This window comes from Alistipes senegalensis JC50, from assembly GCF_025145645.1.
Classification (GTDB): Bacteria; Bacteroidota; Bacteroidia; order Bacteroidales; family Rikenellaceae; genus Alistipes; species Alistipes senegalensis.
Genome location: NZ_CP102252.1, coordinates 3,584,288 through 3,599,828, shown reverse-complemented (window position 1 = coordinate 3,599,828; position 15,541 = coordinate 3,584,288). Strand labels below are relative to the sequence as shown.

The following is a 15,541-nucleotide window of genomic DNA, read 5'->3' as shown; positions in this document are numbered from 1 at the left end:
CAACCACGAAAAAACAAACGGCAATGAAACGAACCATGATAACAACGCTTCTGGCATCGGTCCTCCTCTTCGCGGGCGGGTGCAGCGACAACTTCGACGACTCCGCGCTGTGGAAAGGCGTCGATGAGATATACAACCAGCTCACCGAACTCGAAAAACAGGCCGACGAACTCAACAGCCAGGTGCGGCTGCTCGCGTCCGTCGTCAACGGCGGGGTCGTAACCTCGATCACGCAGGACGCCGAGGGCAACAACGTCGTCCGCTACAAAGGCGCCGACAACGTCGAACACAGCGTCACCGTCGCCACGAAGAACGACGTGACCACTGCGCCGATCCTCGGCACGAAGGAGGAGGGCGGCGTGCTCTACTGGACGACCACCGCAGGGGGCAAAACCGACTTTCTGAAAGACACCGACGGGGCCAAAATCCCCGTCGCCGGACGCACGCCCGAAGTGGCCGTCGATAAGGAGGGTTACTGGACCGTCAACGGCCGTCGGCTGACCGATGCGGCAGGCAGTCCGCTGAAAGCCGAAGGCAAGGAACGATCGCTCATCACAGGCATTTCGCGCGACGCCGCCGGCAACGCAGTTTTCACGCTGGGCGACGGCTCGACGGTGTCGGCTCCGGTCTTCGACGCCTTCAACATCGTCTTCAAGGTCGGCGACACGGTGCTCGGGGACGAATACGTCGTCGAGGACGCCTCGCAGCCGCTCACGATCGGCTATGAGATCACGGGCGAGAAGGCCGGCGAAACGATCCTCAAAATCATGCGCACCGAGAAACTCGCGGCCGCGGCCGACACCGCTGCCGGAACCATCGCCGTCACCTTCGGCGATGCGTTCGAAGAGGGCAGTTTCGCCGTGATGCTCTGCGACACGGAGGAAAACGTCCTGATCCGCGTCGTGCACCTCGCGGCCAAAAGCGCGAAGCCCGAATACTACGGCATCAAGACCGCCGAGGACCTGCGCAAATTCGCCGAGGCCGTCAATTCCGGACGCAGCTACGACCGCTACCGCGACGAGAGCGGCGACGTGGTGCTGCTGGGCGACATCGACATGACGGGCACGACGGAATGGACGCCGATCGGTACGGCCGAGAATCCTTTCACGGGCAAATTCGACGGCAAGGGCTACACGATCAAAAACATCGGTTGGACGGCCGACGCCGCGAAATCGACGGCCCACGGTCTGTTCGGCGTGCTGAACCAGGCCACCGTCCGGAACCTCACGGTCGGCGCCAAGGGCGACAAGCTCACCGTCCGGGGAACCGCCGGAGCCGGCACGGCCGTAGCAGGTGTGGCGGCGTTCGCCACGGAATCGGTGATCGAAAACGTGACCAACAACGTCTCGATCTCGTTCGAGGCCGAAGACCCCGCCGGAGTGCTGGTGATGCTCGCGGGAATCGCCGGGCAGATGACCGGTACGACCATCGGAGGAACCTCCGCAGCGGCGGCGTGCGTCAATAACGGCGACATCACCACGGGTCCCATCGCCAACACCGCCAACGGCGGGACGGGCATGCAGGTGGGAGGCATCTGCGCCTACATCAAATCGGCGGAGAACAATCTCATAGGCTACTGCACCAACAACGGACGGGTGAACGCACCTTCGGGACGCGGCGGCGGGCTGGCCGGAACCTTCGAGAAGGGAACCATCGCCAATTCGCAGAATAACGGCCTCGTCGAGGACGATGCCGCCGGGCAGTACGCCGGACAGAAGGACCAATACGGCATCAAGCGCATGGGAGGTCTGGTCGGCGGTTCGACCACGACAGGCTGCATCATCGAGAACTGCACCAATGCCGGAAACGTCATCACCCGCCTGGGATGCCGCACGGGAGGTTTCTCGGGCCACAATCTCGGCACGATCCGCAACTGCAAGAACACCGGGGCCGTTATCGGCAACGTGACGACCGACGGTTCGAACCTGCACGGTCCCGGCTGGGCCTGCGGCTACAACCAGAGCGCATCGCTCATCAAGGGCTGCATCGGAAACGGCTTCGTCGGCGACTACGACACCTACAAGGACGCTCCGACAACGGCCCCCGCGGCCATGCACACCACGGCCGTCTGCCACAAACAGTCGAACTACGACACCGAGGAGAACACCGTTGACTGGTCGCTGCCGGCCTACTACGACTGGGAGTCCAAACAGACCGTCCAGCTCCACCCGGGCGTAAAATACACCTACTACGAATTCACCAACCTGCCGCGCAAGATGCACGTACTGGAGGTGGACCTGACAAACGACGCCGTGGAGATCGCAACCTCGATGGCCGACGACATCGTGCCCAACCCCAACGGCAACAACAACGGCAACAACGGCAAGAATATCCGCGAAACCCTCTCGGAGAACTGCACCCGCAAGCGCGCCGAGGGGCAGAACATCGTCGCCGGATTCAACACCGGTTTCTTCAACTCGCACGACGGATTCCCCCGCGGCCTGCACATCGAGGAAGGACGCCCCGACTTCGTCAACAACAAGACCGTGCGCACGTCGCTGACCAACCATGCCAACGCTTTCACCGTCTTCAGGGACCGCACGGCAAGCTGCGGCAAGAAGGTATTCACGGGCAAGATCGAGGTCGGCGGCACCGAGTACGAGTACTACTCGATCAACGACACGATCCTGCGTCTGGGCAGCGTCTCGCAGGAAGCCAACCTCTACACCGCACGTTACAAGAAGACGCCCCACCCCGGAACCCCGTCGCTGACCAACCCGCTGCTCAAAAAAGCGCTCTACGTCGTTGCGAAGAACACCTCGGGGAACCCCATGACGGTCAACGACGGCTGGTTCGAAGCCACCGTGACCCGCATCGAGGACGGCCGCACGACGGAACTCGCCGAGGCACCCTACCTCACGACCCTCGACGAATGGGCCGTGCAGCTCACCGGAGCCACCGCCGAAGCGTTCGCCGCGAAACTCTCCGTGGGCTCGACGCTCCGCATCCGCGCCGACGTGGCGGTGGACGGCGTTACGAAACCCATCGTCACGCAGAACTCTACGATGTACCACCTGCTGGCCGACGGCGTGGATAAAAACCTCTCCTCGTCGGTCTACGACCCGATGACGTACGTGGGCGTGGACCAGGCCGGAACGAAAATCCACTTCTTCGTTATCGACGGCCGTCAGGACTGGGTTTCGATGGGCGTGAAGTTCTACGAAATGGTCCGCATCGCCCAGAAATTCGGCTGCTGGAACGTAACCCGTTTCGACGGCGGCGGTTCGACGACCGTGTGGCTCTACACCGACGGCGCGGGCAAAGTGGTCAACAAACCCTCCGACTCGAAAGGCGAACGCAGCTGCATGAACTACATGCACGTGCGGATCAAACAGTAACCCTTAAAACGAGAGAACAATGAGAAAGTTATTGAACATCATACTGCTTACCGCCGGTTTCGTCCTCCTCTGGGGATGCGACGAGTACGACGACGGGGAGCTGCGGAAAAACATCGACGCCATCGAGCAGGAGCTTACGGCGGCCGAAAAGCGCGTCGCGGAACTCAACGACGAAATGAACTCGCTCACGGCGCTCGTCAACAGCAGCTTCATCTCCTACCTCAAACAGGACGACAAGGGCAATTACGTCGTCTGCTACCGCGATCACGGCGGCGAAACGAAAACCGTCACCCTCGCCACGCAGAAGGACGTGGTGACCGCGCCGATCGTCGGGGCCGGGGAGTTCTCCGACGGAAAACTCTACTGGCGCACGACCGCGGACAACGGCGAGACCTACGAATGGCTGCTGGACGCTGCGGGAGAGATGATGCCCGTAGGCGGCGTGTCGCCTACGATGGGCATCGACGCCGAGGGTTTCTGGACGGTCAACGGCGAGCGTTTCACGGGCAAGGACGGAAAGCCCGTGCTTGCCAATGACGTGAGCAACACGTTGTTCCAAAAGGTCGAGACCGACGAGGAAAGCGGCATGGTCCGCTTCACGCTCGCCGACGGCAGTTCGTTCGAAATTCCGGTATTTGAGGCCCTGAGCATCACGTTCGACGCCGCCCCCGTGACGGCCGTCCCCGACCGTTCGGCTCCGGCCTACATCAAATACACCGTGTCGGGCAGCGAAGCCGAAGAGGCGTATGTGGACTATTTCACGGCCTGGAACGTGACGGTCGAGATCGACAAGTACACCCGCACGATCTCGGTGAAACTGGACGAGGGAGCCGAAGAGGGCAACACGGTCATCCTGGTTTCAGCCGGAGGCAACACCGTGCTCAAGCCCCTCTTCTTCACCTACGGAACGGCCCAGATCGCACCCCCGACGTGGGACCCGCAGTTCGGAACCGGAACCGAGGTGACGCTCGAAGGCGAATTCACGGAGTTCGACATCAAAGTCTCGGCCGACATCGAATACGACGTGACGATCGCCGAGGAGTGCCAGTCGTGGCTCAAACCCGCCCCTGCGACGCGCGTGCAGATGGTCACCACGACCCATTCGTTCGTGGCCGACTACTATGAGAACGACAGCGGCGCCGACCGCAAAGGGTCGATCACCTTCTCGAACCGTCCCTACGGCGTGACCGTGACGCTCGGCGTGCGCCAGTCGCCCGTCATTCCCGACACTCCGGCCGAACCGGGCATCGCAACGGGCGCCGACCTGGTGGCTTTCGCCAAAGCGGTCAACGCCGGCGGCAGCACGAGCCGCTGGGAGAACGCCTCGGGCGAAGTGGTGCTGCTCAACGACATCGACCTCTCGGGGCTCACCGAGTGGACCCCGATCGGAGCGGGCAAAGCCACGGGAACGCCCTCATACAATACGCTGGTCAACCCGTTTTCGGGCGTATTCAACGGTCAGGGCCACACGATCAGCGGCATTCAGTGGACCTTCGACGCCGAAAGCGAGGCGACCCACCTCCACGGCCTGTTCGGTGCGCTGAAGGGCGCCACGGTCAAGAACCTCAAGCTGGGCGCCGCGGGCGACCAAATCACCGTCACGGGCGCCAGTCCGAACGTCGTGGCCGTCGGTGCGCTGACAGGATACGCCGAAGGTTCGACGATCACCGCCGTCACCAACAACGTTTCGGTCATCCTCACGGGCGACAACCCCGACGCGACGCTGATGATGCTCGCCGGCATCGCCGGATGCGCCAAATCCACGGTCATCGGCGGCGAAACGAAAGCCGACGCCGTCGTCAACAACGGCGACGTGAAGACCGGGCGCATCACCAACACGGCCAACGGCGGCACGGGCATGAACGTCGGCGGTATCTGCGCCTTCACGCTCGGCGCAGGCATCAAGATCGACTACTGCACCAACAACGGCGAAGTGAGCGCCCCGACGGGACGCGGCGGCGGACTGGTCGGCACGCTGGGCGGTTCGACGAGCGAGGAGAACGGCACTGCGGTCAGCAACTCGGTCAACAACGGCACGGTGCAGGACGACGCCGCGGGCCAGTACGGCGGCAGCAGGGACTACTACAATTACAAGCGCATGGGCGGTCTGGTAGGCGGTACGGTGACGAACAACAACATCCGCATCGAGTACTGCACCAACAATGGCAACGTCTTCTCGCAGCTGGGATGCCGCACGGGCGGTTTCGTGGGCCACAACCAGGCCACGATCGTCGGCTGCGTGAACAAGGGCACGATCCTGGCCAACATCACCTACGACGCAGGAGCGCCGCAGCACGGTCCCGGATGGGCCTGCGGTTACAGCGCCAAGGGGCTCGTCACGCAATGCGCCAAGGGCGGCCGCGTCGGCGAATGGGACACCTACAAGGACAACCCGAGCGGCGCCCCCGAAGCCACGAACGACAACGCTCTGTGTTACCGCAACAGCGAATATTTCGATCCGTCGCAGAACTACTAACGCTTAATCCAGACATTCATGAAACGATTCCTATATTTCTTGCTTCTGACCGCCGTCACCTTCGCGGCAGGTTGCAGCGACTACGACGATTCGGAACTCGGCGGCCGCATCGACGGTTTCAAGGAGCGGATCGCCAGGCTCCAAAGCCGCATCGCATCGCTCAACGAGCAGCTCGCCGACCTGAGCGAGCTGACCTCGGGCAACGTCATCACCGCGATGACGCAGGATTCCGAAGGCAACTGCATCATCACCTACAAGGACAACAAGGACGAGGAGAAGAGCGTCGTGCTGGCCACCGTTGACCAGATGCTCAACGTTCCGCTGCTGGGCGTGGAGCCCGATGCGGAAAGCGGTCTCTACTACTGGACGGTGACGGCCGACGGACAGACCGCGCCGCTGCTGGACAAAGACGGCGAACGGATTCCCGTAAGCGGCCACACCCCCGTGGTGTCGGTCGATGAACAGGGATTCTGGACCGTCAACGGCGAACGGCTGAACGACGCCGCAGGGCGCCCGATCGAGGCCAACGACGGCGAAAGCTGTCTGTTCAAAAGCATCGCCCGCGACGCCAACGGCAATCTGTCGCTGACGCTCGGCAACGGGGAGGTCATCACGCTGCCCATCCAGCAGGTGCTGAACCTCACGCTCTCGACGGCGATCAACACCACGGTGGTCGATACATCCGCCCCGATGACGGTCAAATACACGCTGCACGGCGAACACGCCGCCGACGCATTGGTCGGCATCGCCGCAGCCGAGGGCATCGAAGCCGCGCTCGACAAGGAGCAGCAGCAGATCGTCGTCACGTTCCCGGCAGGATTCAGCGCGGGACACCTGATCGCGGTGGCCTACGACATGATGGAGCACACGGTGCTGCGCCCGGTCTTCTTCGCAAAGGCCGCGAGCGACCGCATCGAGATCCGGACGGCCGCCGAACTGGTGCAGTTCGCCGCCGACGTCAACGCCGGCACGGGCGCACAGCTGATGACCGCCGTGCTGATGAACGACATCGACCTGAAAGACGTTGCCCAGTGGACGCCCATCGGCAACGGCACGTTCGCCGCCACCACGGCGGCGTCCACCCCTTCCGGAGCCGCCTTCGAAGGGACGTTCGACGGGCAGGGATACGCTCTGCGCAACCTCACAATGGAAGCGGCGCTCACGGGCGACAACCAAGCATACGGCCTGTTCGGCGTGCTGAAAGGCGCGACAGTCAAGAACCTCGTGCTGGGAGCCGAAAACGGCGACACGGGGTCGTTCAAGGTCTCGGGCAACGGCGTCACCTCGACGGGCGTCATCGCCGGAGCCAGCGTCGAATCGACGATCGAGGAGTGCACCAGCTACCTCCCGATGGAGTGTCTGGGCAACGGCGCTTCGAACAAACTGATGACCATGGGCCTCGTAGGCTTCGTCTACGGAGCCGGCACGAGCGACGAAACCGTCACGAAACTCATCGGGCTGAAGAACTACGGTGCCATGAAGGCCGTGCCGGGAGCCGCCAGCGCCAACGGGTTCACCTCGACGCAGGCAGGCTGCATCGCGGGCGTCTCGAACACCTCGCGCACATCGACTTTCAGAAACCTCATCACACGCTGTGCGAACTACGGCGACATGACCGTCTCGACGGGCCGCGCTTCGGGCATCGTGGCCGCAGCGAACACCTTTACGGTCGTCTCCGAATGCGAGAACCACGGCGACATGCTGAACACCTACGGCGAATCGGGCGGCGGACGCCTGGGCAACATCACCTGTATCCTCGGCACCTCGTCGGTGGTCGACGGCTGCACCAACTACGGCGACATCGTAGCCACCAACGCCAAGACGCACGCCGGAGGCCTGGTCTGCCTGACCAACTCCGCCGACAGCGAGGTCCTCAACTCGGCCAACTACGGCAATGTAATCGCCGACCTGACGACCTACCGCGGAACGCTCGTGGCCAACATCAACAACGGCGCGAAACTGGACAACAACACCGCCGGAGGCGGTGTGGGATCGTACAACGGCGGCAACTACGTGATGGTGCAGATCGACGAAACCAACTACATGGACTACATCGGCCTGATCAAGACGGGCAATGAGGACAAGGTGACCAACACCAAATACGGAGGCGACATCTCGACGGCCAAGGGCATCCGCACCGCCGACGATCTGGTGGCCTTCGCAGCGGCAGTCAACGCCGGAGAATCGCTCGACGAATGGCTGAACGAGGACGGCGAAGTGTGCCTGCTGACCAATATCGACATGTCGGCGATCACGGAGTGGACCCCCATCGGCAAGGCGGCTTTCGAACTTGCAAGCAACAAACTCACCCTCACGGGAACGCCCTTCGCAGGGCATTTCAACGGGCAGGGCTACCGCATCCGCAACCTGAAAATGGTCGCCGCGGGCAGCGAGGCGGGCGCGACATACGGATTGTTCGGGGCTTTGGCCCCGGGCGCCGTGGTCGAGAATTTCTCGTTCGACACGGGCTGTTCGCTGACCGTCACGGCCACGGCAGGTTCGTCGAACGGCGTGGTGGCCGGAATGGTCCACGACGCCACCGTGCGCGACATCACGAGCAGCGCACCGATGCACTTTCAGGGCACGGCGGGCAGCGTCCGCATCACGATGGCCCTGATCGGCACGGCCTTCGCCGAAACGGCGGGCGTCACGATCGACAACGTGAACAACAACGGCGCGATCACGGCCGAAAACCGCGACAACAACACCGCCGGAGGCGCCACGGGCTACCACATCGCCGGCATCGTGGGATTCTCCTCCAACGACGGGTCGTCGCAGCAGAAAGTCATCATCTCCGACTGCATCAACTACGGCGACATGACCTCGGCGACGGGCCGCACATCGGGTATCGTCGCCGCAGCCAACCGCTACACCCAGCTGACCAACTGCGTCAACCACGGCGACCAGATGAACACATGCCCCAAGGAGGACGCCGGGCGTCTGGGCAACATCACCTGCAACATGGGCACGGGTTCGTCGATGAGCGGCTGCACGAACTACGGGAACCTCACCTCGACGACCGGCGCCCGCTGCGGCGGCATCACGTCGATATCGAACACCGCCACGTTCGAGAACTGCGCCAACTACGGCACGATCCTCAGCGACGGCAGCCGCGGCGTTTTCTGGGCCTACAACAACGGCGTTGCGCAATGGACCGACTGCACCGCAGGCGGCAAAGTCGGCACCTACAACAACGGCGCGCCCGTCTTCGACTCCTACGCCGAAGCCGATCAGGCCAACTACCTGGGCAAGCAGGGCTCGAACAAATCGACGCTCACGAACATCGTCTACCAAATCGGCAGCACGGGCGGGGGCGGTACGGGCGGCGATGCCGAACTGCGCATCCTTTTCATCGGCAACAGTTTCACGAAAGACGCCGTGGAGCATCTGCCCGGCATGCTGAAAGCCGCAGGTCTCGACAAGGTGAAGATGACGCACATGTACTACGGAGGCCGCACGGTCCCCGAGTACAACAACGGATTCGCCACCGTGAACGACTACCGCTGTTACGAGTGCGGCCCGGGAGCCGCCGGGTGGACCGAACTGATGAACAAGACGATCAAAGAGGTCGCCGCATCGGACCGATGGGACATCGTGACCATCCAGGAGCACACCGGCAAGGTCAACGCATGGTCGTGGACTTCGACCGAAAAGGAGGCCCTTCAGGGACTGATCGACAATGTCAAATCGACGCAGACCGGAGCCATGCCCAAGTTCTATTATATCCTCTCGCAAGCCTACGGCGACCCGGCGATCGTCAGCTACTCGCAGCAGACGGTGATCGTCAACAATTTCGCCTCGTCGCAGGCGGACATGTACGCCGCCATCGTCGCGCAGGGTAAAAAGGTGATGGCCGAAGTCTCGTTCGACGATGTGATCGCCACGGGAACCGTCCTGCAAAACCTCCGCACGTCGAAGCTCCAGAACTCGATGGACATGACCCGCGACGGATACCACATGGACTACGGCATCGCGCGTTACGCCGCCTCGTGCGCCGTCTTCGAGAAACTGATCTCTCCGGCATTCGGAAGCGTGACGCTCGACGGCAACACGTTCCGCTACACGACCTCGAACTCCACGGCGGGCAGCTATTCGACGCCCGTCACCGATGCCAACGCCCCGATAGCCTTGCAGGCGGCACGCTATGCCCTCGCAACGCCCTACGCCGTGACCGACATGTCGGACATCGACCAGAAGAAGCCCGACAACGGCATCGAGGATACGGAATTCGACGACGACAAGAACAAAGAGTAAATCCCGACCGACATGAAAAAACTGCATATCATTCTGTTAAGCGCGGCGCTGCTGCTCGCCGGCTGCACCCGGGACCCCGAAATCACCGACCCGGCCCCGCTTCCCGCCTCGTCGGGGCTGATCATCAAAGCCGCCTGCACGGCAGCGACCCGCACCGACATCAACGAAGGCAAGAGCACGTGGGAAGCCGGCGACCGCATCACGGTCGTATACGACGGCGCTGCCTACGAATACACCGCCGCCGAAGCCGGCACCACGACCACCTTCACCAGCGAAGCGGGCATCGCCTCCTACGATGCGTCCAAGCCGCTGACAGCCTACTACCCCGCCACGACCGCCGAAGGCACGGTCGGCGTGGAGGCCCGGCGCACGATCTCGTTCCAGGGTGCGGAACAGGTCAACACGGCCTGCGCGCCGCTGGTCGGCACGCCGCTCGAAAACAACCTCTCGGACGGGGCGTTACACGTCTCGTTCCGCAACATCTTCTCGGTTGTCGAATTGCGCATCGACGCCGGAGAGCTGGACAGTCCGGCCCGGTCGATCACCGTAGAACCCGCCTCGGAAGAGGGTTTCGAAGGCTGGCTGACCTTCACCGGCACGGTCGATCCCGCGACGCTCGCCCTCACCCCGGCACCCGACGGGACCGGCACGAAGCTGACGTTGGATTTTCCCGAAGGAGCCAATCTGACCAAGCCCCAGACCATCAAATTCCCCGTTGGACGCTTCACCTCCCCGGCCGGACTGAAACTCACGTTGACAACCGCCGATGACAAGACCTACACGAAAAACGTCTATAAATCGGGTATCCGCACCTATTACGAAAAGGACGGTGTGTTCTCGGCCCGCCATCTGGCGAAAGCGCTCTACGCTTTCGCACCTCCGGGCGGCATCTGGACGGCCGACGACCTCGTGGAGTTCGCCGCAGCGGTCAACGCGGGCGAAACCCTCGCCCCGTGGCAGAACGAGGAGGGCGTCGTCGTACTGCTCGACGACATAGACATGACGGGCGTCACAACATGGACGCCGATCGGCGACGCGACCTTCGCACTGGCCAGCAACGCACTCACGATCAGCTCAGGACGCTCCTTCACGGGCTTCTTCGACGGGCAGGATCACACGATCAGCAATTTCAGAATGGTGTGCGACAACGCAACCCCCAACCGCGCCTGGGGACTCTTCGGCGCACTGGGTCCCGGAGCCGTCGTCGAAAACCTCGTCTTCGACTCCTCCTGCTCGCTGGAAATCACGGCATCGAAAGCCACCGACTGCGGCATCCTCGCCGGACTGGTCTACGACGCCGCCGTACGCAACGTCACCAACGAAGCCCCGATGTCGTTCGACGGCTCGGCGGGCAACGTCCGCATGACGATGGGCATGATCGGACTCGCGTTCGCCAACGAAGGGGTCGTGCTCGACTGTCTGACCAACGAAGCCGACCTTACGGCCGAAAACGGCGGCAACAGCAAGAGCGATGCAACCGGCGTACAGATCGGCGGCATCTGCGGATTCAGCACCAACCACGCCAGCTCGGCCAACGCCGTCGCGTTCACCGCCTGCGTCAACCGCGGCAACCTCACCACCAAAGTCGGCCGCGCATCGGGCATCGTCGCGGCGGCCAACCGCTACACCCACCTGACCGACTGCGCCAACTACGGCAACAATTTCAACGAGTTCGCCACCGCAGGCGGCGCCCGCATCGGCAACATCACCTGCATCACGGGCATAGGCGCCAAATTCACCAAGGTCGTGAACCGCGGCGACGTGATCTGCAAGAACGAAGGGTGCTGCGGCAGCATCGTGTGCCTCGTGAACCACGACGACAACGAGTTCGTGGGATGCGAGAACTACGGCCGCGTCATCTCCGACCGTGACAACAACAAATACAAAGGCAGCTTCTTCGGGCAGTGCAACAAGGCCGCCGTATTCCGCAACTGCATCGCGCAGGGCGACGTGGGAACCTACAACGACGGCAATTACGTCATGGTCGGAATCAATGCCGACAACTACATGGACTACCTCGGGACCCACAGCGCTGCGGCTGTCAACGTCACGCGGGAGAACATCCTCTACTACCCTGCCGGATCGACCACTCCCGCCGAGGCGACTTTCTGCGTCGCTCCCGGATCGGTCGGACTGAACGCCCTGGGAACCGACGCCGCCGTCGTGAGCCTCTCGGCCGCCGACTACGACTGGACCGTAAGCACGGGCGGCAGCGAATGGGTGAAGGTCACCGACCTGAACGACACGCCGCTCGCAGCGGGCACGAAAAGCCCCTACGTCCAGCAAATCCGCATCACGGCCGACGTGAACCCGCAGACCGAGCCGCGGTCCGCAACAGTTACCTTCGCCTCCACGGACCTGACGCAGACGGCGACCGTATCGGTCACGCAGGAGGCGGCAGACCCGGCCTTCCCGAGCCAGTGGATCTTCTCGGCATCGACTGTCGGACAGTACAATACCCCGTGGAGCGTGTCGAACATGCTCCCGGCCACCTCGGGCAGCTCAGGTTACATATCCGTCGTGCGCGGCGAGGCCAATGCCGGACGAGAATTCACCCGCACGGTCAACTCCTACAAGCCCGCCGTCTCGACGATGGTCGAGGGCGACTACTGGCTTTACACCCTGCCCGTGAAGCGGCTCGAAGCCGGCACGGCCGTCGAATTCGACGCCACGATGGCCGGCGAGGCCAATTCGCCCAAATACTTCATCGTGGAGTATCTCGACGGAGGTGTCTGGAAGAGCGTCGAAGAGGACCTGCTCACCGCACCCGAAGACCCTTCGATCCGCTACACCTACAAGTGCTCGGGCACAGCCACGGGAAGCGGCTACCAGCACGCCAGCGTCATGCAGACCGTCCGGTTCGCCGATCCCGTCGAGGGAGCAGTGCAGATCCGCTGCCGCGCCGTGGGACGTTACACCTGCGCGGGAGGCACGCAGAACATCTCGGCGAGCAGTTCGGCGAGTCTGCTGCCGCCGTTCGGATTCTCGGGCTCCTATGTCCAGAACCTCGGCACGGCGATCCCGGGCGACACGAAGAAGGTGCTCTGCCTCGGCAACTCGTTCTCCTATTACAGTAATCCGGCGTGGATGCTCAAAGAAATCGCCTGGAACGAGGGGCATTACCTCAATGTCAAAGGGCACTTCAAGGGTTCGCAGAATTTCGGGCAGCATCTGGAGTTGTCGTTCTCGACCGACGCCATCGACATCGGAGGCTACGATTACGCCTTCATCCAGGACCAGAGCCAGAATCCCGCGACCTACGGGCGCGACGGCACAGCGTCGATAGCCTCCAACTGCACGGCTCTGGCAAACAAGATCCGGGCGAAATCGGCCTCCTGCAAAGTCATTCTCGAACAGACCTGGACCTTCTCGGCCAGCAGCTACGGCGGATTCACCGACTTCGCAACCTTCGAAAACTACAACGCCAAAGGCGCACACGCCATGGCCGAAGCCGCCGGAACGTGGGTATCGCCGATCGGCGTGGCGTTCCGTATCGTGCGCGAAGGCTCTTCGGGCATCAACCTCTACCACACCGACAACAAGCACCAGTCGGTCTACGGCGCCTATCTGAAAGCCTGCGTCAACTACCTCGTGCTCTACGGAGAGGCGTTCGGCAGCTCACCCGCCGACTGCGGCATCGAGGCATCGAAGGCCGCCTACCTGCGCAGCGTCGCCGAGCAGGTCGTACTGGGACATGAAAACGAATACTTAATCCAACGATAACCTATGATACGAAAAATCAACAAACTGCTGATCTTCGCAGCGGCTCTTTCGGGAGCCGCCTGCGGGGAACAGGCCGGGATGCCGACTGCGGCCAACCGCGCCGAAGCCATCGTGGCCGAAATCCACAACCCCTCCTCGCGGAAAGTCCTCGTCGCTTCGCACCGCGGCGACTGGCGCAACTACCCCGAAAACTCGATTCCGGCCATCGAATCGGTGATCCGCATGGGCGTAGACATCATGGAGCTGGACCTGAAACTGACCAAAGACAGCGTGCTGGTGCTCTGCCATGATCACACCATCGACCGCACAACCAGCGGCAAGGGCCGCGTCCGCGACATCACCTACGACTCGATCCGCCGCTGCAAGTTGCGCCGGGCTCACAACGTCGTCACCGACAGCCTGCGGATGCCGACGCTGCGCGAAGCACTCAAAGTCTGCAAGGACCGTATCGTGGTAAACATCGACCAAGGCTACGAATACTACGACCTCGTACTGGCCATCACCGAGGAGCTGGGCGTCACGGAGCAGATTCTCATCAAAGGCAAGCGCGCGCCCGAAATCGTGGCCGCGAAATTCGCCGAACACCCCCGCAACATGATGTACATGCCCATCATCGACATCCTCAAGCCCCAAGGCAAAGCGCTCTTCGCCGAATACCGCGAGAAAGGCATCGTGCCGCTGGCCTATGAAATTTGCTGGGACCGCCCGGCACCCGAGGTCGAAACCTGCATGCGGGAAGTCGTCGCCGGAGGCTCGAAACTCTGGGTCAACTCGCTTTGGGCATCGCTCTGCGGCGGACTGGACGACGACAGGGCTTTCGAGGGCGATCCCACCGCCGTCTACGGAAAACTCGTCGATATGGGTGCCACCATGATCCAGACCGACCGTCCCGAACTGCTGATCTCCTATCTCCGCTCGCGCGGACTCCACGATTAACCCCAAACCATCGACCGCTATGAAAAAATTACTGTTCCTGCTGTTGTGCACCGGATTCCTTCAGGCCGGCCCCGTTTTCGGATGGGGACGCGAAGGGCACGAAACCATCGCCAAAATCGCCGAGCGCAACCTGACGAAGAGAGCTAAAAAACGCATCGAAAAATACCTCGGGGGACACTCCGTCGTCTACTACGCCAAATGGATGGACGAATACCGCAAGACCCCCGAATACGCCTTCACCGACGGCTGGCACACAGCGCCCGTCGATGCCGGACTCCGCTATACCGACGAGCTGCTGAACCCGAAACGGGGCAACGCCATCTACGGACTGGAACTGGCCGTCGAAAACCTGAAAAACTACCGCAGTCTCACCGACTCGGCCGTGGCTGTCAACCTCAAATACGTCATTCACCTGGTGGGCGACATGCACTGCCCGGCGCACATCAAATACACGACCCACGACATGAAATACGACGTACTGTTCGAGGACAAGTACCACAAACCGCACAAATTCTACGTTCACAGCGTCTGGGACAACGAGATCATCACCACCGCACGCATCTGGTCCGTCAGCGAATGGGCCGACGAACTCGACCGGGTTTCCAAAGCCGAACGGCAGGCCATCGCCTCCGGAACGCCCCGCGACTGGCTCCACGATGCCGCCGTGTGCTGCGAAGTGCAGTTCGAATGGGCCAAACCCGACGAACGGCTGGGGCAGGATTTCCTGAACAAGGCGCTGCCGCTGGTCGAGAGCCAGATTCAAAAGGCCGGATACCGTCTCGCCCGCATATTGAACGATCTTTTCGATTAAACA

The 15,541-nt window shown here is 62.3% G+C and carries 6 protein-coding genes; all 6 read left to right on the top strand.

What is annotated here, in order from left to right; translation table 11 throughout:
- Positions 1-23 precede the first annotated feature (23 nt).
- Genes NQ519_RS14325 through NQ519_RS14300 form a run of 6 tightly spaced genes read left to right on the top strand, consistent with a single transcriptional unit; the run spans position 24 to position 15,538 of the window.
- On the top strand, positions 24-3,338 hold the full coding sequence (locus tag NQ519_RS14325; protein ID WP_019150473.1) for a PL29 family lyase N-terminal domain-containing protein: 3,315 nt from the start codon (positions 24-26) through the stop codon (positions 3,336-3,338).
- Positions 3,339-3,357: 19 nt separating this feature from the next.
- The gene (locus NQ519_RS14320) at positions 3,358-5,814 is read left to right on the top strand and encodes a PL29 family lyase N-terminal domain-containing protein (RefSeq protein WP_227901084.1); all 2,457 of its coding nucleotides are present in this window, start codon (positions 3,358-3,360) and stop codon (positions 5,812-5,814) included.
- A gap of 18 nt (positions 5,815-5,832) precedes the next feature.
- On the top strand, positions 5,833-10,068 hold the full coding sequence (locus tag NQ519_RS14315) for a DUF4886 domain-containing protein (protein WP_044118613.1): 4,236 nt from the start codon (positions 5,833-5,835) through the stop codon (positions 10,066-10,068).
- A 12-nt stretch (positions 10,069-10,080) separates the two neighbouring features.
- A complete protein-coding gene (locus tag NQ519_RS14310; RefSeq protein ID WP_019150476.1) occupies positions 10,081-13,791 on the top strand; it encodes a BACON domain-containing protein in 3,711 nt (1,236 codons plus the stop codon).
- Positions 13,792-13,794: 3 nt separating this feature from the next.
- On the top strand, positions 13,795-14,727 hold the full coding sequence (locus NQ519_RS14305) for a glycerophosphodiester phosphodiesterase family protein (protein WP_019150477.1): 933 nt from the start codon (positions 13,795-13,797) through the stop codon (positions 14,725-14,727).
- A 19-nt stretch (positions 14,728-14,746) separates the two neighbouring features.
- Positions 14,747-15,538: a S1/P1 nuclease gene (locus tag NQ519_RS14300; RefSeq protein ID WP_019150478.1), complete on the top strand. Its 792-nt coding sequence runs from the start codon at positions 14,747-14,749 to the stop codon at positions 15,536-15,538.
- Positions 15,539-15,541: the final 3 nt, after the last annotated feature.